Genomic DNA, 24,951 nt, shown 5'->3' with positions numbered 1-24,951 from the left:
TCTCTAAAAACAGGAATCAACCCACTTGCAACGAACTAGCGACCCAATAAAAACACTTCGATTCCTCAAAGAAACGGTATTATTCCGACAAGGGGATTCTGGTCCCCAGATTTATTTTATTCATGCCGGCTACGTCCTTATCCAAAAAGTGGACTACTGCGGCAACCTAGCCATTGTCGATCTCTATGGGCCCGGATCATGGTTTGGACCAGGTCTAACTGGGAAAAACCTGGATATTCAAGCAACCGCCAAATCTGGCAGTGAACTGGAAGCTGCTTCCATTCAACATGTAAACGCCATGATGGCGCGCCAATCACAGACCTTCGATGAGCTGTTGCAACAACTAGCCGCAAGGGAGTCTCAGCTTCAGCAACGTCTTTTCCTCCACATCACCGCCCCCTTACCGGTCCGGTTGGCCAACCTGTTAGCACAACTATTTAATTACCGGGGACAACCCTGTGGCCATGGACATCAACTAGACATCAAGTTGACCCAGTCCGAACTGGCCGCCATGGCCGGTGGCAGCAGGCAAACAGTCAGCCAACAGCTTAAACAGTGGAAGTCTGATGGAGTTATCGACTATACGCGCCAATATATCTGCCTTCTCGATCAAACCGCGTTAAAAGGCCTGGCAGAGAACCAAATATATGCGCCAGTGTCAGCCAGCTGACAGTTTTACCCTTCCCGCCTTCATATACTTTCCAGCAGCTGAAACCCGGGTATAGCTCTCCCACATCAACAGCAATGGAAAAGGATTATGCGCAGCGCCTACTTATTAACCTCTTTAGTTCTGACACTCGTATTGGGTATTTCTGCAAAGGCCGATGAAAACCTCAATTCAACCTATAAAAGCATGGTTGATAGCAAGGGGAATATTACTTTGCCGGATAATTACCGCCGGGAATGGGTCTTCCTGGGCTCCTATCAGGTAAAGTCCTCGAGTGGCGATGGATGGGATACTCATAATGTTTATACCCAACCCCAGGCAGTAGAAGGGTATCGCAAAAAGGGGAAGTTTCCCGATGGGACAGTTTTGGTAAAGGATGTTAATAGCACCCAATCGGAGCCCTTAACCACAGGGTTGGCTTATTACTCCTCAGACCTTCAATTCACTTTTATGATGGTAAAAGACGATAACAACCGCTTCCCAGAAAACCCGGCTTGGGCAGAAGGCTGGGGATGGGCTTTATTTAAGCCAGGAATAGCCAAAAGTGAAACTGAAACCTGGAAAGGCACCGGGCTTAACAACTGTTTTGGATGTCATTTGCCTGCCAAGAATAATGACTGGGTATACACACAGGGTTATCAGCAGGTCCTGCAGAACTAAAAAGTAAACAGCAAAAATCAGAGGTTAGAGGTCTATTATTCGGCTAGAGTAACAGCATAGATTCCCTCCATAACAGCTTATCACCCCCACCCCAGCGCTAATTGATTTATATCAATTAGCGCGATCTTGAATACCGTTAACATGCGGCCGCGTCCGACTATTCCACTATGAGTTTTTCCGTGTTTAAACCTGAGTTACTGTCCCCCGCAGGGACTTTAAAAAATATGCGATATGCGTTTGCCTATGGTGCCGATGCCGTTTATGCCGGCCAGCCCCGCTACAGCTTGCGTGTGCGCAATAATGAATTTAAAAATATTGAAACCCTGCGCCTAGGCATAGAAGAAGCACACCAGCAGGGAAAACAGTTCTATATCGCATCTAACATCGCCGCTCACAACGACAAAGTTCGCAGTTACCTGCGGGACCTGGAAGAAATTGTAGAAATGGGGCCTGACGCCCTGATTATGTCCGACCCAGGCCTGATAATGATGGTAAGGGAGCGTTGGCCTGATCTGCCAGTTCACCTATCCGTACAGGCCAATGCGGTAAACTACGCGACCGTAAAGTTCTGGCATCGCCAGGGGTTATCTCGGGTGATACTTTCCCGGGAATTATCCCTGGATGAGATTGAAGAAATTCGCCAGAGAGTGCCTGAAATGGAGCTGGAAGTCTTTGTCCACGGTGCGCTCTGTATCGCCTATTCCGGGCGCTGCTTACTATCCGGTTATATGACCCATAGAGATGCCAACCAGGGCGCCTGCACCAACTCCTGCCGCTGGCAATACCAAGCTCATGAAGCCAAAGAGAATGAAGTTGGCGAGTTGATTCATGTGCAAACCCAGGAACCCACCAAGCAACCCACCTCCGCCAGTGACAGTACTTCTCAGGCCTTTTTACTACAGGAAGAAGGTCGCCCTGGAGAATATATGCCGGCCTACGAAGATGAGCACGGTACCTACATCATGAACTCCAAAGATCTGCGGGCCGTACAGCACGTCAAGCGCCTATCGGAAATGGGCGTTCACTCTTTAAAAATCGAAGGTCGCACCAAATCCCACTACTATGTGGCTCGTACTGCTCAGATCTATCGTCGCGCGATAGACGATGCTGCAGCAGGAAAAGACTTTGACATGAAGATGATGGACGAATTAGAAACCCTCTCGAACCGAGGCTACACGGAAGGTTTCTACCGTCGCCATCCACCAGCAGAATACCAGCAATATGAAAAGGGGTTGATATCAACTCCGGGCCAACAGTTCGTAGGCGAGCTTATTGACGGCAGTCCTGAGCATTTGACGATTGATGTTAAAAATCGCTTTGAACGCGGTGATCAATTGGAGTTAATGACTCCCAGCGGTAGCTTGTTCTTCCCCTTGGAGCAAATGGAGAATACGGAAGGTAAGGCTATCGATGTGGCTCCGGGATCCGGGCATATCGTGCAAATACCCCGACCAGAGGGGGTTGATGACGATCAACTTCAACAGGCGCTATTGGTCAAAGCTCTGGGATAACCCTCGGCCTGTAATTTGCACTATGGCTTATCAAGCTCTTCGTTTTGCAAATATATTTTGTTAAAGGTGTAGTGGTTTAGACAATCTACCGGATTCACTAAGCCACGACACCTTTATTCCCACTACATCTCCACAATTTTACTTGTGAACCTATCCTCAAAATGCATTGGGTAATCGTTAAACCTCTCAAGTTACTGCCCACCTCATAATATTCAAACCGTCCTGTATTTCCCCACCATTCACCGCAAGCAACTGGTTCTTGTACCAATTTTCCTGCATTTTCAGCCTCACCTAAAACCCTTTTAAAGCCCTGAGTTTTGATCACAAAAATATGCTCGACAGTACTAATTACAAGATAAAAACCCACCCTCCCTCGGAGTTCCAACAGGAATACACCCGTTTTAAATAGTTATGATTTTCCACCTCTAACTCGCCCCCGCATCAAGGTTTCACAGTAGAAATGCGTGCAACGATTGCTTAACCAAGGAAATGCCGCAATATGGATATTATTAAACCTAAGAAACGCCCCCTGATTAAGCACCCTTTAATGCTAGGTGGTGCTGCTCTTGCTTTTGTGGCATTTACCAGCACCCTCCTGTTACTTCCTGACAGCGCCTATAAGGTAGAGCGGGAACAGCTGATGTTGGGTACCGTCCAACAGGGAGACCTGCAAGTTGTGGTAGATGGCTACGGTAGGCTGCGTTCAGACAAGCAGACTTTAATTACCGCCCTAACCGCAGCGAATGTTGAAAAAATCATGTTGCGTCCCGGTGCAGAAGTACAAAGTGATAGCATCATTATGCAGCTGAGTAATCCAGAGTTAATGCGCGACCTGGATGCAGCCGAAACCTCCCTGGAGCAAGAGGAAGCTAATCTGCGCCGGCTTGTTCTGAACAACCAGCGCGATGTTCTCGCGGAGGAAGCCATACTCGCGGAATTGAACTCCAATTACCAAGTGATCAAGTTGCGTCGCGAAGCTGAGGACGAGCTGGTAAAAAGTGGAGTGGTTTCCCAGCTCACCTACCAAACCACCGTCTTACGCCAGGAACAGATGAAAAAACGTGTGGACCTGCAAAAACAGCGTATCAATCACTTGCGCAAAGTCGCCGTCGAATCAGAGTTAATCCAGCGCGAGCAAATCAACCAAGCCCAAACCCAATTGCAAAGTATCCAGCAACGTACAGACCGACTGACAGTACGCGCCGGCCTGAACGGCATACTGCAACGACTACCAGTAGAGCTGGGGCAAGGTGTCGATCCCGGGCAAGAGCTGGCGCTGATCGGCAGCGAGACTGATCTTCTCGCTTTGGTTCAAGTACCACAATCCAAAGCAGAGCAACTGGAGGTTGGCCAGCCCGCTGAAATTGATACCCGCAGAGAAAAGGTCGAAGGTATGGTAACCCGTATTACTCCTGAAGTTCGGGACGGCAATATTGAAGTGGAAATTGCTTTTAGCGCGGGCGCGCCAGAGTCTGCCAGGCCACAGCTCAACGTCGATGCCCGGATATTCACTGCCACGATGGAAAATACGTTGTTCGTCGAGAGACCTATCAATGTGCAGAGGCACAGTGAGGCCAATCTCTTCCTGATTAACGAAAACGGGGAGGAAGCGGCACTCCAGCCCATCAGCTTCGGCGAGGAGTCAGGTCGATATATCCAGATCACCCAAGGCCTCAATGAAGCGGACCGCATCATCCTCTCGGATATGGCCAATTTTAATGAAGCTGAGCATATCCAGATTGTTGACTAAAGCCTGAAACCCAAAGCGAGAACAGGGAGTTCGCTATGTCCAAGCCAATCCTCCATATGGCCGGGATCACTAAGGTGTTCAGCACCGAAGAAATGGAAACTCACGCCCTGCGGGGCGTTGACCTGAGTATTTACCAGGGGGAATTTGTATCTATCTGCGGCCCCTCGGGTTGCAGTAAATCCACACTTCTCTCGATTCTCGGCCTGCTGGACCTCCCCACCAGCGGCAGCTATCAGATTGAAGGCATTGAAGTCGCTCAATTGTCGCTGAGTGAGGCGGCGACTATTCGCAACGAGAAAGTAGGCTTTATCTTCCAGTCCTTTAACCTGATTGACGAACTCTCTGTCTACGACAATATCGCCCTACCCCTGCGATACCGCCGCAATCCCATTCCCAAGCCTGAAGCCGACAAAAAAGTGAAACACTGCCTGGAGAAGGTGGGAATGAGTCACCGGGCCTCTCACAAACCTAACCAGTTATCCGGTGGCCAACAGCAGCGAATCGCCATAGCCCGCGCGCTAGTTGGCAATCCATCCCTGCTACTGGTGGACGAGCCCACCGGCAACCTGGATTCCCACAATGGCGATGCAGTAATGGAAATGCTGCGGCAACTCAATAATGAAGGTACCACCCTGTGCATGGTGACCCATGACCCTCGCTATGCAGATATGGCCAGCCGTCAATTGCATCTGCTGGATGGAAAAATCTCAACGCCGCAGCCCATACTAGAGCCCCATGAGATGGCCCTATGATCACCACAAAGGACCTGTCCATTGCCCTCCAGTCCCTCAATCGGGCGCGGAGCTACGCCACCACTATTATTCTGACCCTGGGTATCACTCTCGGCGCCCTGGTAACGCTGTTTAATCTCAACTACCAACTGTTAGCCGCACCCCTACCCTACCCGGACGAAGATCGGCTGTATGTCGTGAATGGTAATCTCTACCAGAACAAGCAGCTGCGGCTGGAAAACAACAGCCAATACCCCGCCCTGGTTGAAATCTATAAGAACGATAGTTTCTTCGAGTCCAGCGCCCTGGTGTACTTCTGGGAAGATGTGGTTCGCAATTTATCCGGATCACCACGGGTTAATGTTTCCTATGTCTCTCCGGAATATCTCCAGCTGGCTGGAGCACCCCTGGCCCTGGGCAGACAATTCAATGCCGATGAAGGGCTCGACAGCCGAGTCCCTGTGGCGGTTATCAGCTATCAAACCTGGGAGCAGATGTTCCGGCGCAACCCAAATGTCTTGGAGCAAAGCCTGCAATTTGGGGAGGTGGACTTTCGCATTGTCGGCGTCACCGCCAAAGACTTCATTGAACCCCAAATCTATAAGCAGGGCCGACAAACGGCGGTCTGGCTGCCCTGGGACTTTAACGATACACAAGTAGAGCGCAGAAATAATTGGAGAGGCTTCCTGCCTTTCCGCATGCTCACAGGAAAGCTGAAGCCGGGCATTGACCCCGCCAGTGCGGGGCATGAATTGAGCACATTAATGGATGCCCAATATCAAGCTGCCCTAGCGGGAAGATCCTCTTCGGTAGAAAGGTCCGTTGAATACCGACTCACCCCCTTCGCCAATAAAATACTTGGCGACAGCGCCACGCGAACCTTAATGGTAATGGGCGGTACACTGGTGCTTCTGTTAATTGCCTGCGCCAATGTTACCAACCTGATTCTTTCTCGCGCAGCCAAACAACAACGCAATATGGCGATACAGGTCGCGTTGGGCGCACATAAAAAACATATCTTTTTGGCCCTGCTATGTGAAATCGGCCTACTTATGTTAGGGGCTGCATTACTTTCTCTACTTTTAGCCCTGGGATCGACGGAAGTATTAAAGGTGATGGCTACGGAACAAATTCCTCGCATTCAAGAGCTCACCTTAAACTGGCAGACACTGGTTTTTGCACTGTTGTGTGCCTTACTGCTCGCCCTGTTCTTCTCAGCCATAGTCAGTCGCCAGGTTAATTACCGCGCACTGAATCAAATGCTGCAGAGCAGCGGCAAAGGTTCTGGCGTACAGATCTCGCCTCTAATCCGCAAAATCCTCATCAGCAGCCAAGTGGCGATGACCAGTTTGCTTATCGTCGCCAGCTTGCAGATTTTCCTTCAAGCTAACCGACTGATTAACCAGCCCTTTGGCTTCCCCTTGGACAACGTTCAAGTGATGACTCTGAATATCGGCAATCTTAGGAGTGCCCCCACTGCCGAACGAGAGAGTTATCTGAAGGCCATCAGGCAAAGATTGCTGGAGCACCCTAAAGTACAAAATGCCAGCCTGAGCCTAAACACTCCTATCTCCATCAGCCGGCCACTCTGGACCACATCCCTGAGTCATTATGCCAGCCGACAAAACCCGGTGATGGCCAAGACCACAGTGGTCGACGAAAACTACCTTTCCATTTTGCGTATGCCTTTGATAGCTGGCCGCCATATCAATGCGGCTGAATTTTCCGATAACAATCGCATGATGCTCGTCAACGAAACCCTGGCCCAGCAACTGGAGCCGGATGGAGAAGTATTAGGCAATCGCTACTACTGGCGAGGTGACTTGCCCTACCAAGTGGTCGGTGTAGTACGCAACGCAAGCCTGCCCGGCAAAAAGGAACCCGCCCGCTTATTTGTGCGCGGTATCAACGTGAGCTATCCCCTACTCGTACTCAGGCATAAGCTTCACCAACCGCTCAGCACCACAGAGATAAATCGGGAGTTTGCCGAAGTAAACAGGCAGTACAAGGTTTCCGAGCTATTCACCCTGGAGCAGGCGCGAGACCTACTCCTAAGCAATGACCGGGTCTCAGTTTGGGTAACCACCGCCCTGACATTACTGGCACTCAGCCTCGCTGCCATCGGTATCTTTGGAGTGCTCAGTTACAGTGTACAACTGCGGCGTACTGAGCTTGGCGTGCGCATGGCAACCGGCGCCCGCCCAGCGACGATTTTCTATCACACCCTGATCGATAGCCTGATTCCCGTCGTTATCGGTATCGCTGTAGCGACCTTGGTCCTAGTCCCTCTGGCGCTTTGGCTTGAGCAAAGCGAGTTCAGTATTGAAACCAGCCTCTGGGGCTGGCTGCTACCACCACTACTTATTATCGGCCTAACCGCCTCGGTGACCCTGCTTTCAGTATGGAAGATAATCAATAAGCCCGCGATTTACGCATTGCAAGGAACAGGATAATTACTTTCCACCTGATAGCCGCTGCTTGAGGTTGCGCGCTCATCGTGCAATCTTTACAGCAAATACAACAATAAGAAATGGAACAGCCAATGCAGCCTCAGCAGTGGTTATCAAACGGAAAGATTTTTGATTATCAAAACCACCAACTCTTCTATGTCGATAGCAACCCAAGCTGCCGACATAAGCATGTACTGCTTTTGATTCACGGTTTTCCGACCAGTAGTTATGACTGGCAAAAGGTATGGGCCCAACTGACAGAGCACTATCGCTGTATTGCTATGGATATGCTGGGATTCGGTTACTCAGACAAACCCAAGCAGCATAACTATAGCATCCACGGGCAAGCTGATTTACATGAAGCTCTTCTGCAACATTTAAACATTAACAAGGTCCACCTGCTGGCCCATGACTATGGGGATACCGTTGCCCAGGAGTTACTCGCCAGAGCCAATAGCGGTGGTACAACGAGATATGCCTCAGCATGCCTGCTAAACGGAGGTCTATTTCCAGAAACTCATCAAGCGCGTTTCGTACAAAAACTGCTGCTCTCTCCCGCAGGCTTCCTGGTCAACAAACTGATGAGTTACCGGCAGTTTTGCCGCAGCTTCAGTGCCATTTTCGGACCAGAGACACAACCAACCAAAAGAGATTTGCGAGACCTGTGGCAAATTCTCCAATATAAGAATGGCAACCGGCTCCTCTATAAACTAATCAGTTATATGCGCGACAGGCGCCAACATCGTCAGCGCTGGGTCGACGCCCTAAAGCAATACCCCGGCCCCCTATTACTAATCAATGGCTCATTAGACCCAGTTTCAGGGAAGCATATGGTGGATCGATTTCGGCAACTGATAGATCGGCCAACGGATATTGTTGAGCTGGGAACGATTGGGCATTATCCGCAGTGGGAGGCTCCTGAAAATGTTGGGAATGAATATCTAAAATTCCTAAAAATACACCAGAACAACCCTTTCTTACTTTCTACACTATCGGAGTAAAGTAAACTACTAGGGTAATGAGAGCTAATCATAGTAGCAATGCCGACACACTAGCCACTAGTAGTAATAACTAAGACTGGAATCTTCCTGTTTTAATTTAGTAAATCACCCAATTACAGAGCACAAAAGTAGATAGAATGATCGAAAGGATAAACTACCAAGACCTTCCCCAAGCTGCAGGCCCTTATGTACACGCAACAAAGCACAACAACACCCTATACATATCTGGCCTTACAGCGTATGAAACCGAAGTACAATCTTCTAGCTTGATTGCTCAGACTACTGAAATACTTTCCCAGCTTTCAATAATCCTTGATTGCGAGGGACTGGTAAAAAATAATTTAGTCAAACTAACAATCTTTGTTCGCGATATTGGCAGTCTAACATCCATTCGAGAGCTACTTTTTCAATTTTACGAAGAAAGTTTACCCGCTTGTTCATTGGTGGAAGTTTCAAAACTAATACACCCAGATTTACTAGTAGAAATAGAAGCTATAGCAGCCCTTTAGCGATGAAACTTACAAAATTTCACAACATTTATCTTACACTTCACGCACGAAAAGCGAGACCCAACATTTGAGTATGAGACACTTAACGACAAAAGCCATTACTATTCTATATTGCATTTCGGCCCAATATTCTATTGCCAGTAATGAAGTAACAATACATAAAATACCAAAGGAGAAGGTTGCACAGGAAAATAAACTGCTCACTGATTTATTCACCCAAGACCAAAGCGCGCGCATTGCCCCCCACCGTGACATTGACTGGGAATCACTAAATCATGAAGACAAAACCCGGCGGATAAAAGTCTTAAAAATGCTTGAGAATGGGCATATTAGAACGTCAAAGGACTACTATCATGCAGCACTTATCTTCCAGCATGGTAATAAATCAGAAGATATAAGACTGGCCCATGCTCTTGCCACTATTGCAGCAACCCTGGCAGAGGATAAGAATAAAGCTAATTGGCTAAAAGCGGCCACTTGGGATCGCTTAATGATGAATCTTGGTCGGCCACAGTGGTACGGCACTCAGTTTGTTAAAGATGACTCTGGAAACTGGAGCCTTTATAACATTGATTCTGATATAGTCTCTGATCAGCAGCGAATAGATTGGTCCGTTCGTACACTAGAAGAATCAAAGGCCATGGAAAAGTCGCTAAAGAGTAAAAAGAAAAGTTAGCATTGATAAAGCTTTACAGAGCCAGCCAGCGGGTATCTGGCTAGTCAGTTCACCACCAATCTCTGGCCAATGCTATCAAACATAGGGAGAGACAACAGTATGATACGAGCAGTTAAAGCTTCTGACTCTGCTGGGATTGCTAAAATCTACAATTACTATGTGGAGAATACCTGTATCACTTTTGAGGTAGAGCCAGTTTCTGCAGAAATTATCGCCGACCGAGTCGAAGAATGCTCAAAAAACAATCTTCCCTGGTTAGTTGCTGAGAATGAGGGCCGTTTAATTGGCTATTGTTATGCCAGTAAATGGAAAGGACGCTGTGCTTACCAGTATTCGGTGGAGGCTACCGTGTACTTGGACACGAACTATTCCTCTAAAGGCTGGGGCTCGAAGCTCTATAATGAACTGTTTAAACAGTTAAGTGAACTCAATGTCCACGCGGTAATCTGCGGTATAGCTCTACCAAATGCAGGCAGCGTAGCACTTCATGAGAAGTTTGGAATGGAAAAAGTTGCTCATTTCAAAGAGGTCGGCCGAAAATTTAACCAGTGGATAGATGTTGGTTATTGGCAGTGCTTACTCCCCTTAAGAAAGGAGAAAGCATGAAATAAGTACTTCATGAAGGAGTACATTTTAAGCAACTTTTATGTACCCACATTAACCCCACTAGGGAATTTTAACCTAAATTTTACCAAATCCTCTCTAATCTAGGGTCATAACTGCGCGCTTTTGCGCAGCAAGGGCTATTACATTGAGTAGCCGAGACTTTATTGAGGGCACTGATTCCCCCCCCATTATACCAAAATAAAAGTGGACAACTTACTATAGAGAAAGTTGCAGCAATTACTGGATTGCTTTTAATTTAGCTCATATTCCATCAAAAGTTACTGGCCTATATGATCATTACACTTTTCACCCCGGAACCCTACCTCATTTAATGTAAGATAAAAGCTAAAACCCAGAAAAGGTACGGTAGCTAAAAACAAACATTCGACCACCATAAAACAATTAAATATATTCGCATAACGGATCCAGGTTAGGGTAAGATCACCAAAAGAGCCAAAAATATAGGTAATTATAATTAAGGGAGTGATATGATTTTTTCAACTACAGAAACAGTACCAGGAAGAGAAATATCGGAGGCACTGGATATCGTTACGGGCAACGTTGTTCAATCAAAACATATCGGCCGTGACTTAATGGCAGGTATAAAGAGTATTGTCGGTGGAGAGATACGAGGCTATACGGAAATGCTGACCGAAGCGAGAAACAAAGCTTTTCAAAGATTAAGTGACAGTGCCCGGCAAAAAGGCGCTGATGCCGTGGTAGGAATTCGTTTTACTACAAGTGCAATTATGGATGGCTCCTCAGAAATTCTTGTTTTTGGTACAGCTGTAAAACTAAAAAAATAGGTTGGAATGCCCCTAAAGTTCTACCGCAAACTGCCCCAGTTTTCTCCGCACCGCAGGAATAGAACTGGCGGCAGCGATTAACGCTCGAAATTCAAATCTTGCTTTCAGAGATTGTCCAGTGATCATTTTCCGGCCACGCTCAGTAACCTCAATAACCTTTTTATCTTCTTGGTGGCGCAAATCAGAGTAGCCTAGGAGCTGCCCCTCAGTGATCCGTTTTGCCAATTCGGCTGCATCAGCTATCCCAAGGTTCATACCACGACCTCCAACCGGAGAGTGGCAATGGGCAGCATCCCCAGCTAGATGTATCCTGCCCTTTGAGTAAGTTTCCGCTTGCCGAATTGAGATTTTAAAGGTTCCCTCCCGCCGAACCCTCTTAACATCCACCGCCATCGGAAATGCTTTAATTGCATTATCACAGCTAGCTACCAGACGGTGTCGGCCTTCTCCCAATGGCACGGCAACAGCGACCACGCCAGATTCCATTTTGACCAAGGTAAACTTTCTTTTAGGAGGCCAATCCCCTGTATCAACATCCGCGATTGACCACACTTCTTCCAAGTCAAATCCAGGATAACTGATACCTGCAGCTTCACGAACAGTACTGCGAATACCATCCGCTCCTACGACCAGGTCAAATTGCTCCTCTTCACCATTATCAAAAAAAGCCACTACCCCACTCTTTTCCTCGGTAAGGGTTTTGAGTTCTTTCCTATATTCAACTTCGACTCCCATACCAAATAAAACCTGAGCCATGAGAGCTTCAGTTCTGTCTTGAGGAAGTCCAAGAATGGCGGGGAAATAAGTCCGATCGGAATGAAGGGGGAACTCTAGTGCTAAATGCGTATTTAGGTAAATGCATGCGCTCTGAACAGCGATCCCCTCAGCAATCAACTTTTCAGAAACGCCAGAGTGAGAAAGCAACTCAAGGCTGCGAGAAGTAACTCCCACTGCTCGACTAAGGGTTGACGCGCTATCCCGGCGGTCCACAATTCTTGGCAGTAGCCCTCGCCGAGCAAGCTCGACCGCTGTTGTAAGGCCCGTGGGCCCAGCCCCAACAATCAGTACTTTCACAGGCTACCTCAAATAACCCCACCTAACAGTAAGATAGTACATATGAAAGAGTAAGGGTGACTAGCTGGTCTGAGGCTCTTCATAAAAAACCTCGGCCGCTATCTGTGATCTCTTCACAGCAATACCAGTCACCGCTTGGTGAGTACGTGCTTAAACTTGCGAAGTCGAAACCTCTAATATCTGGCAACGATCTACAGAAGACTCGTCTTGCCAATAAGTACCCACTGTTATATCGATATTTTTTATGTTTCAGCTCTTGGGTATAATTTCTAAATGATTACACCACTTTACGATGATGTACATGGACTCGCACTTGAGATAGTCAATAAATCCGCCTCTGGGGATAAAGCTGGGTGCCAAGACTCCCTCAACTCGCTAGAGAGACTATGCGCAAAATATGCCGGAGGCGAGCTAGACCATCCCCTACAGTGGGAGGCTCTGGGTGATTTTTCAGAAAGCTGTGAGGATGCAATACAGGCATACACCCAGGGACTTAACTGCTCCATAAAATTAGATCTCCCTTTGTATTCAGCTTCAATTGCCCTGGAAATGGCTGAATGTTTTTTGAGACTAAACAATCAAGATAAAGCCTTGTAATTTGCCCATAAAGCACGTATCTATTCTGTCAGTACAGAGGATTATGAACTACAAGAATCCATTAACAATTTCCTTAGAAATCTTATACAGGTTTAGTTTACCCTTAAAGACCATCCAAGCTGAGTTATCATAGTTAACTAAAACAATGATTCTAAGATCACTGATTACTTCTATATTAGTCAGCCTAAGTTACACTCTGGCTGCACATTACATTTACGATAACTCTTTTGGTGAAGGTGAAATTCTGAAGATCCAGGCCTCCATATTGATGTTTCAAGCTTTAGTCGTTTTCATACCTACATTCACTGCCTGCTTACTAATCACACTCTGGCTAAGCAAGATCAATAGAAAGACAAAATAAGACATTCTGTATGCCCCCAACTTCAAGCATCATGGCTACCGCTTCAAAAATCAGCCTTTGCCTTATAGCAAGTTCAATAGCAACTCTTATTTCCATTATGGAGTACTGGCGAGGGCTTAATGGTAACGAACTTCTTTTAGCCAGAAGTGTCTCCGCTGTAACAACTGCCGGGAAAAACGGCCCCAAGTATATAGAACCGACGCTAGCTGCCGGAAATGATGGCATTACTGAAGTTCAAGTCATCTTAATGGCTCTAGGCTTATCGGCACTTTTGGCCTTAAGTTCGCTGATAGTGGTGACGATTTACAGGGTCAGGCACGGCCATCACAAACTCTATCTGCCTTTAGCTTTCTGTTCTACAGTTCTATGCTTGGGCATTATTTATGTTGGGTTTAAGTCCGGTATTCAGTATAGTCTTTGAAGTAGGACAAGCTTAGGCTAGTACTGAGGCATAACAAAGGAATATCAAAGTGAAAAGAATTGCCACCGCACTGCTATTTTTATTTGCGGCGATTGCCTGCTACGCTTTCGGAGTCCCTGTGGGAGGAGTAATCTTCCTTGCTCTTGGCATTATCTTTGAAGGAATCTTCTGGATTAAGCTATTTAAACGTAAAAAGAAGCCAACATAGGTGTAGTAATACAACGTTACTTCGGCTAGATTCAATTGAACTAGTGATTATCGAATAAACTACACGCCTCAACCTGGCACCATAGAACAGGAAGGTCGCTTACTCCCTAAGCCACCTAATTGCCATCCCATCATTCTATAAATTTATTTTCCAGCCATCAGTAATCCCCACCTCACTATTGGTACACACTTGCATCAGGAATAGATACCGAGCACGGAAACTATGGAGGAAACTTGAGACATATTTAAAGACGGACTAAATTGTGCGCCGTTAAATGGATTCTATAAGGAAATACCCATGTCCCTTCACCGCTCACCACGCTGGATTGCGGTCATTCTTCTTTGTCTTATTGCTATGGCTTGCTCACAAGAAAAGTCAGAGAAGAAACTCGCTGACACCCCCAAGCTTGCGGAAGGCGGGAGCGTTGAAGAGGGTAACAACCAGGCACAAGCTCTCAGCCCCACTGAGAAAGTGCATAAAAAAGAAGCGGCCTCTTCTAGTGAAGCAATCTCGAAAGCTGATGAAGCCCAGCGCACTTCTGAAAGAAATTCTACTGATCTGACAGAGAATGATGCTACCCCTTCACAAGTCACAGTCAATGCCAGCACTCAAATCTCCGGGGATCACTTCCTAAAGGTCCTCCACATTGGGGAGCGGACATTTAAAGATGCAAGGGCCATCGCAGTTATCTTTTCTGAACCTTTGCTGGGCAATGCCCATTTTGGCTCCTACTTGAATCTATCCCGTGACGATGGCGAGCGTGTAGATGGTGGTTGGGTTCTCTCCGATAACCAGAAAATTCTCTATTTTCCTCATATTGAACCAGATACTCGCTATAAACTCACCGTGCTCCCGGGTCTGCCCGGCGAAAACGGCTTGGAGTTACAGGAAGAGAAACAGGAGAGGATTCGCACCCGACGGATTGAGCCCAGTATCAGCTTTGCCAGCAATGGAAGTATTTTTCCCACGACGGTAACTCCCGGCCTACCTGTTACTGCAGTCAGTGTTGAGGCTGCACAGATTCACTTCCATAGAGTGAAACCTGAGCATTATTCCGAGTTCTTCAGGCTGATCAAAAGCCAGTCACTAAAATACTACTATCGCTTAAAGTCCCTCAATCAAGTGGCCGATTTTGTCTATAGTGCCCAGTTCGATCTCACCAAGGAGAAATACGTCCAGCGAGATTTCGACCTCTCTATCGGGCATATAAAGCCCCTGCAACAACCAGGAATCTATGTCGCAGTTATGCAGCCGGCAGGCGTGTATGACACTAACCTCTATGATGTCACCCACTTCTCCATCTCCAACTTAGGCCTTCATGCGAGGTACTATCCAAACAGTGTTGACCTCTATGTTTCATCTCTGGATGAAGGGCAGGCTCTTAAGGGCATTGAGGTTGAGCTGCTCAACAACAAAGGGGAGCTAATCCAGCAATACACAACCGACCAAGACGGCCAGGTGCGCTTTGCTCTGACGCAGGAACAGGAAGACTCACAGCGCTTCTTCATCGCAAGAGATCCTGATACCGGTCACTTCTCCATACTCGACCTGCGTGAACCTGCATTGGACCTTTCGGATTTTCAGTTGGGCCAGCGCCCTTCGAGACCGATGGAGTTTTTCATGTATGGCCCGCGAGATCTGTATCGCCCCAATGAATCGATCCAGGTGAGCGGGCTGCTGCGCAATTATGATGGTCGCTATATCAAAGACCTGCCGATCAAGGCAGAACTCATAAAGCCGGACAATACCAGCGCGCGCGCATTCACATGGCACGCCAGCGCGCCCGGATACTACGAAAAGCTTATTCCACTTCCACAAAATGCACCTACCGGTGACTGGCGCCTGGATGTTGAGCTAGCCGATGGGCGCAAAGTGAAATATCCATTTAAGGTAGAAGAATTCTTGCCAGAGCGAATGAAGCTGGTTTTGCAAGACGGTGAAGAGCGCAGTCTGGTAGAGGGCCATAAAGAATCTTTCGAACTTCAAGTAGAAGGTAGTTATCTCTATGGTGCGCCAGCGGCAAAGAACCGCCTGGAAACTCTGGTGCAAATTAGCCACTATCGCGAGCCCTTCCCCCAGTGGAAAGGGTTCGTATTTGGGAACACTAATGAATCTTTGCCCACGCGACAGTTTCATGCCCCAACGATTGAGCTCAATGAGGAAGGGTTGAGCAATCTGACCTTGCGCTCCCGTTGGAAACGAGCAAAGAGCCCGCTGAAAATCAACTTGGTTTCCAGCCTGTTCGAATCCGGCGGCCGCCCGGTAACTCGCCAACATCCAGTCCTGGTATGGCCCACACACCCGGTGGTAGGTATTCGCCCAAATTTTGGAGAGGAAAACCCATCGGCCAACAGCAGGCCTGAATTTGAAATAGTGGTTGCCGACGCACAGGGCGAGCCTGTTATCGGACGGGATCTCAAAGCGGTGTTAATTTCCGAAGACCGCCAGTACTTTTGGGAGTACTCTTCAAATCGGGGCTGGCACTATGAATACTCAAGTGCTGAATTTGAAACTTTCAGTCGCCAGCTCCAATTCACCGAAGAGCAACCACTGAAGCTCACAGTCCCAGTGGAACATGGCCACTACCGCTTAGAAGTCACTGATACCAATACGGGGGCAACCAGCAGCTTACGCTTCCACGCCGGCCGGGACTGGTATTACTGGTGGCGTAAGGACCAAGTAGCCAAAGGCCAGGCTGCGCGTCCAGATACCGTGGCCCTGTCACTGGATAAACCAAGGTACTCTTCTGGAGATCTGGCGCAACTCACCATAGTACCGCCCGCTGACGGAGAGGCGTTGGTGTTGGTGGAGAGCGACCAACTATTGTGGTCCAAACGACTACCTGTAGAAAAGTCGGGCACCAATATCGAAATCCCAATCTCTCCTGAGTGGGATCGCCACGACACCTATATTTCTGTTACTGCTCTGCGCCCTGCGGACAAGAATGAGCGTATCGCCCCCAATCGCGCTTTTGGTCTCGCCCACCTGCCCCTGGATCGCGATCCTCGGCGCCTGCCCATTTCACTCGAAGCGCCCACGAATGCCCTGCCCGGCTCGGAAATTGAAGTTACCATTTCTGCCGACGAAAATTCTATCGAACAAAACGGAAGCAAAGCCTGGGCCACCCTGGCCGCCGTCGATGTCGGTGTACTCAATATCACCCGCTTCAAAACCCCGGATCCCTTCGAGGCCTTTTTTGGCCAGCGCCGTTACGGTGTGGATGTAAGGGATATTTATCATCGCATTATTGAATCCAACAGTGGCAAACTGGTGGAGCAACGTTTTGGCGGCGATGCGGAACTGGCCCGAGGCGGCGACGAGCCCAACTCCGACGTTCAAATAGTATCTTTATTCTCAGGACCCGTTGAATTTGATACTCAGGGCCAAGCAAAGGTCGCGCTACAATTACCGGAGTTTAACGGACAGCTACGCCTGATGGCGGTTTCTTTCAGCAAAGACCGATTCGGTAGCACCGACGGAGAAGTAACAGTCGCCTCACCGGTTGTCACCCAAGCCGCCTTGCCTCGCTTTATGGCCCCTGGTGATAGCAGCACACTGGCCCTTGACCTCAATAACTTAAGTGGCCGCTCCCAAAAACTCACTGTAAATATGCAATCAGTGGGCGCGGTAGATTTGGAAATGGGTGAGCGGTTGCTGGAACTGGCGGATGGTGAACGCAAAACTTTGCGCTTCCCAATCACCGCCAAAGATGCCACCGGAGATGCAGAGTTCAAACTGGTCGTGCAGGGTGCCGCCGATAAAGATGGAAATGATATCGATATCGAACAGCAGTGGCGCCTGGGCGTGCGCCCCGCTTGGCCGGCAACCACACGCAACCAGCGCAGACTCCTGTCCCAGGGCGAGAGCTTCAGTGTCGATAGCAGCTTCCTGGATTCCCTAATGCCTGGAACCGTTCAAACCCTGGTATCCCTGGACAGCCGACCGCAACTCCAGTTACAGGATCACCTATCTAACCTGCTGCAATACCCCTACGGCTGCCTGGAACAAACCTCCAGCCGGACCTTCCCGCTAGTCATGGCAACGCCGCAACGACAGCAAAAACTGGGCCTTGAACCTCTGGATGAGAATGATCGGGCCGAACGTATCGACGCAGGTATTGAACGCATTTTCAGCATGCAAAAAGGGAACGGCAGCTTTGGCCTATGGAGTTCCGAGTCTTCCGAAAGCCAGTGGCTAACCGCCTATGTAGTCGATCTTATATTGCGGGCCCGGGACCAGGGAATCGTATTTGACGATAACCGCCTGGAATCCGCACTCAAGCGCCTGCAGGATTACGCCCGTGAGCGCGGTGCTTTCTATCAGCAACGCTATAGCTATAGTCCCGATTTCTATGCTTATGCCGCAAGAGCTTACGCAGCCTATGTGCTCTCACGAGTACAGAAAGTGTCTCTCGGGCAACTGCGTACCCTTTATGAAAGCGGCTCGAGCCTGACCCAATCTCCCTTACCAATCCTGCATATGGCAATCGCTTTGCACACCATGGGCGATGCCACCCTGGCCCAGGAGGCCCTGCAAAAAGCGCTTAAAATCGAGCGCAAACGCCGCAGCTACTATGGCGATTATGGGTCAGACCTACGGGATACGGCCCAAATGATCTCCCTGCTCCTAGAGCACAATTTCGCAGGTGATAAAACGGAATCCCTGGTGTTCGAGCTGGCCGATCTTCTCCACGGTCGCCAATATCTCAGCACCCAGGAGCGCAATAGTGTGTTTATGGCTGGAGCACAGTTGCAACTCAATAGCAGCGCAAACTGGTCTGCGACTTTGGCCAGTATTGATGGCTTGCGCGAGCTCAATAGCGATAACCCGCACAGCGCATTATTCCGCGGGCGCGAAGCCGCCAGCGCACTTGAGGTAACTGCACAGATAGAAAAGCTCTATGCAGCAATCACTATCAATGGTTACAGCAAGAAGTCACCTGAGGCGGAGATGGATAAAGGTGTCAGAATTAAACGCAGCTACCACAATTTGGATGGCACGGAAGTCATTCCCAATCAAGTTCGTGAGGGCGAGCTTTACCTGGTGCGTTTGCAAATTGATGCGGACCAACGCCTGCCCGACCTACTTGCAGTGGACCTATTGCCCGCAGGTTTTGAGCTGGAGAATCAAAACCTGGCCGACAGTGTCAAAGTGGATGAACTCGAGTTCGATGGCAAAAGTATTGCCCAGTGGCAGGACACCCAGGACAATATCCAACACACTGAATATCGCGATGACCGCTTTGTGGCGGCACTGGATCAGCTGAGATACAAAACCACCAATCTCTTCTATATCGCCCGCGCAGTAACCCCAGGCAACTATCAGGTGCCCCCACCCTACGTAGAGGATATGTACAAACCGGAACGCTTCGCTATCGGTGAAAATCCCCTAACGCAATTGCGGGTAATCGGTAAACAGTGAAGCTGTTGGCCACTATCCGGAGAGCCTGGCAAAGCAGCAGTCGCAGAGTTCGCGCACTGCTGCTTGCGCCCGCCGCCCTCACAGCGGTACTGCTACTGCTCGACTTTGCTTTCCCTCCACCTCTTCCCGAAACTCAAGATTTTGCACGGGTCGTTGCAGATCGTTACGGCAAACCACTACGTTTCTTTGCCGACAGTCGCGGAGTTTGGAGATACCCAATATCTCGGGAAAATGTATCACCGCGCTTTATCGAAGCTCTTCTCACCTACGAAGACCGACACTTTTATCGGCACCCCGGAGTAAATCCGCTAGCCCTATTGCGAGCTTCAGTCCAATACCTTCGCAATGGACGAGTCGTTTCCGGCGGTTCCACTCTCACCATGCAGGTAGCGCGACTACTGGACCCACACCGCAAAACTCTGCTGGGCAAAACCAAGCAGATATTGCGTGCATTGCAATTGGAGTGGCACTTCAGCAAGAATGAAATTCTCGATCTGTACCTGAACCTCGCACCTTACGGCGGCAATATTGAAGGCGTGGAAGCAGCCAGCCGTCTATACCTGCGTAAATCAGCCTCCGACCTTACCCATGCGGAAGCTGCACTGCTAGCTGTACTGCCTCAGGCTCCGAGCCGCCTGCGGCCAGATCGGCATCCTCTAAAGGCACAAAAAGCCCGGGACAAAGTTCTGGATAGACTGCAGTCATTTATCGTCTGGAGCGCAAAGGATGTTGAGCGCGCTCAACTTGAGCAGGTCTATGCGGAACGCTTGGAATTCCCACAAAACGCCCCGCACCTAGCCCGCAGGCTGGTGAATACCATCAGCGATCAAGAAGTTATTCGCACCACAATCGACGGCAACATCCAGCGCGGATTGGAAGATTTTCTGCGCGATCATATGGATAGCTATCCAGCCAAAACATCTGCAGCTGTTGTAGTTTTGGAGAATTCCGATTTATCCGTGCGCGCCTACGTAGGAGCTTCTCATTTTGGTAACAGACGCCGCTATGGCTATGTCGATATGGCCGGGGCTGTGCGCTCACCGGGCTCTACGCTCAAGCCCTTTTTGTACGGACTTGCCATTGATAAGGACCTGATCCACAGCGCCTCCCTGCTCAGCGATGCGCCCCGTATATACGGCGATTACCGCCCTGAGAATTTCCATCGAGGCTTCGCCGGCCCTGTCACCGCCACCGCCGCCCTTCAGAAATCTCTCAATGTTCCTGCAGTTCAGCTACTGGAACATTACGGCCCCGGTCGATTGGCCGCAGCCCTGGAAAATGCCGGACTAGCACTAGAGTTTCCCAGTGGCGGTAGACCCAGTTTGGCCATGATTTTGGGGGGAGTAGGTGCTCGTCTTGACCAGCTGGCAGGCATTTATGCCGCACTGGCACGGGGAGGCCAGACTGCAGCTCCCCGCTATTTACCCGAGGAGCCCGTACGTGAAAGGCATCTGATGTCTCCTGAGGCAGCTTGGATTACATTTGAAATGCTCGCTTCCAATCGCGGAGGTTCCCGCCGTTGGCGCAATCTGGTGCGGCAAAACAAGGCAGATATCGCCTGGAAGACAGGCACCAGCTACGGCTACCGGGATGCCTGGGCGATTGGCGTAACTCCCGGCTACACCGTCGGCATTTGGGTAGGCCGACCGGATGGCACTCCCCTACCCGGTTACTATGGCTCCATTAGCGCCACACCTCTGTTGAACGCAGTTATCGCCGCATTACCAGACAACAAACAACAGCACCTGAAAAAGCCCGACTTAGTAACTCAAGAGACTATTTGTTGGCCGCTTGGGGGCCAGAAGACGCTCACACAAACCAGCCACTGCCATCTGCAACACAACGCCTGGTTAATCCAAGGGCGCACACCCAGAACACTATCGCCGCAAGGTGAGCCTCTGCGGGCAGCACAAACCTTTAGTTTCTTTGCAAACCGGCAAGGTATGCGGGTAAAGCCCAGTTGTATGGATTCTTCTACTCAAAGGCATAGCTTAGCCCTTTGGCCAAAAGAACTGGAATCCTGGCTACCTGAAAACCAGACCCGGGCCCAACAAATTCCTCCGACGGCTCCCGAGTGTTACACCCCGACTGCAACAACAGGGACTCCACTAAAGATTATCGGAGCTGGAGATGGTAACCAGTATCGACCTACCGGCAAAAATGCCCCACTTCCGCGTTTAACTCTGAGCGCGATTGGCGGACAGGGAAAGCGCTATTGGTTCCTAAACGGTGAGCCCAAGGGCGAAACCCTCGGAAACGAAAACCTGGCACTATTTCCGGGAAGTGGTAAGCACCAAATTGCTGTACTGGATGCTAGCGGGAATGTCGATCGGATTGAGATTTTTGTAGGAAACGACAACTGATTTTCATAAAGCAGAAGACTGCCATGTCGTTTCTCTCACAGAACATAGCCCTTAGTGTCACCCTATCGGCAATCGAGTGTCAGCATTGGCGTGGAACATCGTAGTTCGGGCTCAATTTTAGTAACTCCACCAACTTACCCAAAATAGGGAAGACGCGAATACACAGCACACCTTAAATGCAGTATATCTTTCCGGCTTCTCCAGCAGTAACACTCACTCGCTTACTACTTTCCCCAGATTAAAAACCCCTCCGATCTTAATCCAAACAGGCAGGTTCAGCTGTTACATGAGTATTGGCAATCCAAGTATTACTTCCACTGCAAGTTGGATCGGTAGGATCACGTAAATCAAATGCAGAATTATCAAGCGATGTATTCCCTACCACCACATTATTCTCATTATTGAATCCAGCGATATTGATACCGGCTGTATCAGGCGAGCCATTTGTGCCATTTTCCATGACTATATTTTGTATTATAGAAGTACTTGATACATCCACATTGAGTTCAATCCCATTACTCGCACTGCCGGTAACAAAGTTCTGAATAACTGCTGTATTACTTTCATTAATATCAATTCCGTTATCACCATCAGTACTGCCGACAACAGTATTTAGCTGAACCAGTGTAAATACACCATTTACCGTAATCCCCTGATCACCGGCTGATTCAATATAATTATTGATAATTTGGTTTCGATCGCCTCTAACATCTATACCATCATCATTGCCAGTATCAATAATTTGATTCCCAACAATATTATTGGAGTCACTATCAATAACAATTCCCTCTCGTGGAGAGTTTAAGATCATAATTCCATCTATGGTATGAAATCCATCTCCCTCCAGGTTTAAACCATCTGGACAGTCGGTTATCGTCCCACCATAAACGGCACCAGATAATCCATTAACTAAAATTCCAGCGATACCTTCTAGATTTGGGTTATCACAAATAATTTCCCCGCCCTCTGCCATCGTAAGTCTTCCACCGGGTCCAGTTACTGTTACCGCATAGGGATTCGCCAGGCTCAGTTCACAATTCAGCATTTCCGACAGGGTTTCAGCTGTTGTTATTACATCGCCACAATCAACAGCCATAACAAGTGGTGATGAGAATAAAGTAGCACTTGTGACGAAAGCTGTGACTAACTTGTGGTAATAGGTGTTCATAGCAGGTCCCTCTCATTGATATAAGAAAATTGTAGGCATAAGCCACACTTCACGTTTCCAATATCAATGAAAAGAATTCATTCTGAGCCTAAGGGAGCTTTTATTATGTTGCTCTATCTCACATCTATTATTTGAGGTAGGCAAGCATAACGAAACTTTGATAACGTCAGCAAATAGACACTGTAATTGCCTTTATAATTTACATAATTAATCCTTGAGACCTACTAAAAAAAAGAGCCTCAATAGCGTTTCACCTCTATTTCTCATCACCTCAAAAGCTATTCTCGAACAGGACGTCATTTATCGACAGCTGTCCACCACGCCCATTCGCAACTTTTGCCGCTTTTCCAATCACTATCATCATCCCGATCAAATAACCTTCGGGCAAATTGATCAGCTCAGCGACTCTCTCTGGGTCAAACCCAACCATTGCACCTGTGTCATATCCCATAGACTTTGCCGCTAACATCATGGTTTGTGCTGCCAATCCACAGCTTCGAATAGCCTCGTCCCGCTGTAGTTGCTGCTTACCCTTGTAGAACTCAGTTAGCATTGGCACTAACACATCCCTAGCCTCTTTCGGCGCTTCGGCCCAGTACCGCTCCGGCCGGTCGCTCCAGGCATTAATATCTGCACAAAGTATGATCAACTCAGAAGCATCTTCTACTTGCTGTTGCCCCCAGGCTGCATCTTTAAGCTGGCTACGGAGGGAAATGTCAGTGATGCGCAGGAAGCGCCAGTGCTGGATATTGTAAGAAGTCGGCGACAACATAGTCGCCTGGACCAGACGGGTGAAGTCCTCGGCAGGCATCTCTGCTGTGACATCGAAATGCTTAACCGAGCGGCGGGATTCAACAGCTTTAAACAATTCCATAAGTTTCTCTCTGACTATCGTTCGTTGATTGAATGTCGATGAGAAGAAGCTTATTGGGTTTCCTTATCGTTGATAATGGGGTTCGGCGGAGACTTACTGTTGACGAAAGGTTAACAGTTTACTGATCCCAATAAGGTGTATCGCCGCCAAAGTACTCTATTGCAAAGTCTATAAAGGCGCGGACTTTGGCTGGCATAAACTGCCGCTCAGGGAAAACCGCGTAGATAGACTTGGCAGGCATCTGGTACTCCTCGAATAGAGGAGTTAGCTTTCCAGCCTCAATGTCTGGTCCTGCCACGAAGGTGGGTAAGCGGCCTATCCCTACACCCTGAAGAAGAGCTTCCCTCAGTGCCTCACTATTATTTACCTGGTAGTTACCCTTCACCTCGATGGTATTTAAGTGATTGTCTTTGATAAAACCCCACTCTTTCACATCCCTGGAATAAGTAAAAATCAGGCAATTATGGGCGCTCAACTGCTCCAGTTCTGTGGGCTCTCCGAATGCCTTCAAGTAGGAAGGTGACGCACAGAGTACACTTTTCAGAGGTGCAAGTTTGCGGGCAATCAGGCTGGTATCGGGAAGGTCCCCTCCGCGAATGGCTATATCAAAGCCCTCCCCCACTAAATCGACAACTTTATCGTCCAGTACCATGTCGATACTAATCTCGGGGTAACGCTTCATAAATACGGGAATTAACGGAGCCAAATGCAATCTACCAAAGGACATAGGAGCATTGATCCGCAAGCGCCCCCGAGGCTCCCCCTGTAGCTGCAGAACTGCGTCTTGAGCATCTTTGGCCGATTTATAAGCAATGCGTGCGTGCTCATAAAAATGCTCCCCGGCCTCCGTCAGGCTCAATTTTCGCGTAGTTCTGTGCAAAAGCTTCACCCCAAGTTGCAGCTCCAACTGGGTAACCCGCTTACTTACCGCTGATTTTGAGATGCCGAGTAACTTTGCCGCCGGGGAAAAGCCACCGGTTTCAGCCACAGTCACAAATATTGGAATCGATGCAATTGTCTCCATAAGCGACTGTTTCCTTCTCCTCAACAGTGAGTGTCTATAATGCTGGATTATCAGTTTACCAGAAACGACATAC

General features: G+C 48.7%; 20 protein-coding genes. 15 read left to right on the top strand and 5 right to left on the bottom strand.

Annotated features, from left to right (window positions below):
• Window positions 1–25 precede the first annotated feature (25 nt).
• The 3 genes from ACJJIS_RS09295 to trhP all read left to right on the top strand — a co-directional run bounded on the left by ACJJIS_RS09295 (window position 26) and on the right by trhP (window position 2,838).
• Complete coding sequence (locus ACJJIS_RS09295; RefSeq protein ID WP_475710083.1) at window positions 26–670, top strand: Crp/Fnr family transcriptional regulator; 645 nt, start codon at window positions 26–28, stop codon at window positions 668–670.
• A gap of 87 nt (window positions 671–757) precedes the next feature.
• Complete coding sequence (locus tag ACJJIS_RS09290; RefSeq protein ID WP_475710082.1) at window positions 758–1,327, top strand: cytochrome P460 family protein; 570 nt, start codon at window positions 758–760, stop codon at window positions 1,325–1,327.
• A 179-nt stretch (window positions 1,328–1,506) separates the two neighbouring features.
• Window positions 1,507–2,838 (top strand): prephenate-dependent tRNA uridine(34) hydroxylase TrhP, encoded by a 1,332-nt coding sequence (gene trhP, locus ACJJIS_RS09285; protein ID WP_475710081.1) that lies wholly within the window; start codon window positions 1,507–1,509, stop codon window positions 2,836–2,838.
• 97 nt (window positions 2,839–2,935) lie between these two features.
• On the opposite strand, the gene ACJJIS_RS09280 is transcribed toward trhP, so the two are convergent.
• A complete protein-coding gene (locus ACJJIS_RS09280; protein ID WP_475710080.1) occupies window positions 2,936–3,205 on the bottom strand; it encodes a hypothetical protein in 270 nt (89 codons plus the stop codon).
• 132 nt (window positions 3,206–3,337) lie between these two features.
• Here ACJJIS_RS09280 and ACJJIS_RS09275 point away from each other — a divergent pair, with 132 nt between their 5' ends.
• From ACJJIS_RS09275 to ACJJIS_RS09240, 8 genes are all read left to right on the top strand, one after another.
• The gene (locus ACJJIS_RS09275) at window positions 3,338–4,588 is read left to right on the top strand and encodes an efflux RND transporter periplasmic adaptor subunit (protein ID WP_475710079.1); all 1,251 of its coding nucleotides are present in this window, start codon (window positions 3,338–3,340) and stop codon (window positions 4,586–4,588) included.
• A 35-nt stretch (window positions 4,589–4,623) separates the two neighbouring features.
• Entirely contained in the window at window positions 4,624–5,340 is a 717-nt protein-coding gene (locus ACJJIS_RS09270) for an ABC transporter ATP-binding protein (RefSeq protein WP_475710078.1), read from the top strand.
• Entirely contained in the window at window positions 5,337–7,772 is a 2,436-nt protein-coding gene (locus tag ACJJIS_RS09265) for an ABC transporter permease (protein WP_475710077.1), read from the top strand. The genes ACJJIS_RS09270 and ACJJIS_RS09265 overlap by 4 nt, the downstream gene beginning before the upstream one ends.
• A gap of 89 nt (window positions 7,773–7,861) precedes the next feature.
• On the top strand, window positions 7,862–8,770 hold the full coding sequence (locus ACJJIS_RS09260) for an alpha/beta fold hydrolase (protein WP_475710076.1): 909 nt from the start codon (window positions 7,862–7,864) through the stop codon (window positions 8,768–8,770).
• A 137-nt stretch (window positions 8,771–8,907) separates the two neighbouring features.
• Window positions 8,908–9,279 (top strand): RidA family protein, encoded by a 372-nt coding sequence (locus ACJJIS_RS09255; protein ID WP_444897162.1) that lies wholly within the window; start codon window positions 8,908–8,910, stop codon window positions 9,277–9,279.
• 73 nt (window positions 9,280–9,352) lie between these two features.
• Window positions 9,353–9,955: a hypothetical protein gene (locus tag ACJJIS_RS09250; RefSeq protein WP_475710075.1), complete on the top strand. Its 603-nt coding sequence runs from the start codon at window positions 9,353–9,355 to the stop codon at window positions 9,953–9,955.
• A gap of 99 nt (window positions 9,956–10,054) precedes the next feature.
• A complete protein-coding gene (locus ACJJIS_RS09245; protein WP_444905377.1) occupies window positions 10,055–10,561 on the top strand; it encodes an arsinothricin resistance N-acetyltransferase ArsN1 family B in 507 nt (168 codons plus the stop codon).
• A 488-nt stretch (window positions 10,562–11,049) separates the two neighbouring features.
• A complete protein-coding gene (locus tag ACJJIS_RS09240) occupies window positions 11,050–11,367 on the top strand; it encodes a heavy metal-binding domain-containing protein (protein WP_475710074.1) in 318 nt (105 codons plus the stop codon).
• 12 nt (window positions 11,368–11,379) lie between these two features.
• Here ACJJIS_RS09240 and ACJJIS_RS09235 read toward each other — a convergent pair whose 3' ends face one another.
• Window positions 11,380–12,441, bottom strand: a complete 1,062-nt coding sequence (locus tag ACJJIS_RS09235; protein ID WP_413665653.1) for an FAD-dependent oxidoreductase — start codon at window positions 12,439–12,441, stop codon at window positions 11,380–11,382.
• A gap of 968 nt (window positions 12,442–13,409) precedes the next feature.
• Here ACJJIS_RS09235 and ACJJIS_RS09230 point away from each other — a divergent pair.
• The 4 genes from ACJJIS_RS09230 (at window position 13,410) to pbpC (ending at window position 21,812) form a co-directional block, all read left to right on the top strand.
• The gene (locus ACJJIS_RS09230) at window positions 13,410–13,820 is read left to right on the top strand and encodes a hypothetical protein (RefSeq protein ID WP_413665651.1); all 411 of its coding nucleotides are present in this window, start codon (window positions 13,410–13,412) and stop codon (window positions 13,818–13,820) included.
• Between the two features lie 49 nt (window positions 13,821–13,869).
• A complete protein-coding gene (locus tag ACJJIS_RS09225) occupies window positions 13,870–14,028 on the top strand; it encodes a hypothetical protein (RefSeq protein WP_282932647.1) in 159 nt (52 codons plus the stop codon).
• A 297-nt stretch (window positions 14,029–14,325) separates the two neighbouring features.
• The gene (locus tag ACJJIS_RS09220) at window positions 14,326–19,449 is read left to right on the top strand and encodes an alpha-2-macroglobulin family protein (RefSeq protein WP_475710073.1); all 5,124 of its coding nucleotides are present in this window, start codon (window positions 14,326–14,328) and stop codon (window positions 19,447–19,449) included.
• Window positions 19,446–21,812, top strand: coding sequence for a penicillin-binding protein 1C (gene pbpC, locus ACJJIS_RS09215; RefSeq protein ID WP_475710072.1), 2,367 nt, complete (start codon window positions 19,446–19,448; stop codon window positions 21,810–21,812). The genes ACJJIS_RS09220 and pbpC overlap by 4 nt, the downstream gene beginning before the upstream one ends.
• Window positions 21,813–22,068: 256 nt before the next feature.
• Here the strand turns inward: pbpC and ACJJIS_RS09210 are convergent, their stop codons facing one another.
• The 3 genes from ACJJIS_RS09210 to ACJJIS_RS09200 form a co-directional block, all read right to left on the bottom strand.
• Window positions 22,069–22,980 (bottom strand): right-handed parallel beta-helix repeat-containing protein, encoded by a 912-nt coding sequence (locus ACJJIS_RS09210; protein ID WP_475710071.1) that lies wholly within the window; start codon window positions 22,978–22,980, stop codon window positions 22,069–22,071.
• A gap of 271 nt (window positions 22,981–23,251) precedes the next feature.
• Window positions 23,252–23,854 carry a nitroreductase family protein gene (locus ACJJIS_RS09205; RefSeq protein ID WP_444913658.1) on the bottom strand — a complete coding sequence of 201 codons (603 nt, stop codon included), beginning with the start codon at window positions 23,852–23,854 and terminating at the stop codon, window positions 23,252–23,254.
• 118 nt (window positions 23,855–23,972) lie between these two features.
• Window positions 23,973–24,878, bottom strand: a complete 906-nt coding sequence (locus ACJJIS_RS09200; RefSeq protein WP_444913657.1) for a LysR family transcriptional regulator — start codon at window positions 24,876–24,878, stop codon at window positions 23,973–23,975.
• Window positions 24,879–24,951 lie beyond the last annotated feature (73 nt).

The sequence above is a fragment of the Microbulbifer maximicatervae (SeqCode) genome, assembly GCF_056231245.1.
This window is presented reverse-complemented; position numbering and strand designations above follow the sequence as displayed.

What these genes read in the sequence shown, in the direction of transcription:
- ACJJIS_RS09255 (WP_444897162.1), top strand. Translation starts at nt 8,908, where the DNA reads ATGATCGAAAGGATAAACTACCAAGACCTTCCCCAAGCTGCAGGCCCT.
- ACJJIS_RS09245 (WP_444905377.1), top strand. Translation starts at nt 10,055, where the DNA reads ATGATACGAGCAGTTAAAGCTTCTGACTCTGCTGGGATTGCTAAAATC.
- ACJJIS_RS09290 (WP_475710082.1), top strand. Translation starts at nt 758, where the DNA reads ATGCGCAGCGCCTACTTATTAACCTCTTTAGTTCTGACACTCGTATTG.
- ACJJIS_RS09220 (WP_475710073.1), top strand. Translation starts at nt 14,326, where the DNA reads ATGTCCCTTCACCGCTCACCACGCTGGATTGCGGTCATTCTTCTTTGT.
- ACJJIS_RS09270 (WP_475710078.1), top strand. Translation starts at nt 4,624, where the DNA reads ATGTCCAAGCCAATCCTCCATATGGCCGGGATCACTAAGGTGTTCAGC.
- ACJJIS_RS09200 (WP_444913657.1), bottom strand. Translation starts at nt 24,878, where the DNA reads ATGGAGACAATTGCATCGATTCCAATATTTGTGACTGTGGCTGAAACC.
- ACJJIS_RS09275 (WP_475710079.1), top strand. Translation starts at nt 3,338, where the DNA reads ATGGATATTATTAAACCTAAGAAACGCCCCCTGATTAAGCACCCTTTA.
- ACJJIS_RS09250 (WP_475710075.1), top strand. Translation starts at nt 9,353, where the DNA reads ATGAGACACTTAACGACAAAAGCCATTACTATTCTATATTGCATTTCG.
- ACJJIS_RS09210 (WP_475710071.1), bottom strand. Translation starts at nt 22,980, where the DNA reads ATGAACACCTATTACCACAAGTTAGTCACAGCTTTCGTCACAAGTGCT.
- ACJJIS_RS09265 (WP_475710077.1), top strand. Translation starts at nt 5,337, where the DNA reads ATGATCACCACAAAGGACCTGTCCATTGCCCTCCAGTCCCTCAATCGG.
- ACJJIS_RS09230 (WP_413665651.1), top strand. Translation starts at nt 13,410, where the DNA reads ATGCCCCCAACTTCAAGCATCATGGCTACCGCTTCAAAAATCAGCCTT.
- ACJJIS_RS09205 (WP_444913658.1), bottom strand. Translation starts at nt 23,854, where the DNA reads ATGGAATTGTTTAAAGCTGTTGAATCCCGCCGCTCGGTTAAGCATTTC.
- ACJJIS_RS09240 (WP_475710074.1), top strand. Translation starts at nt 11,050, where the DNA reads ATGATTTTTTCAACTACAGAAACAGTACCAGGAAGAGAAATATCGGAG.
- ACJJIS_RS09260 (WP_475710076.1), top strand. Translation starts at nt 7,862, where the DNA reads ATGCAGCCTCAGCAGTGGTTATCAAACGGAAAGATTTTTGATTATCAA.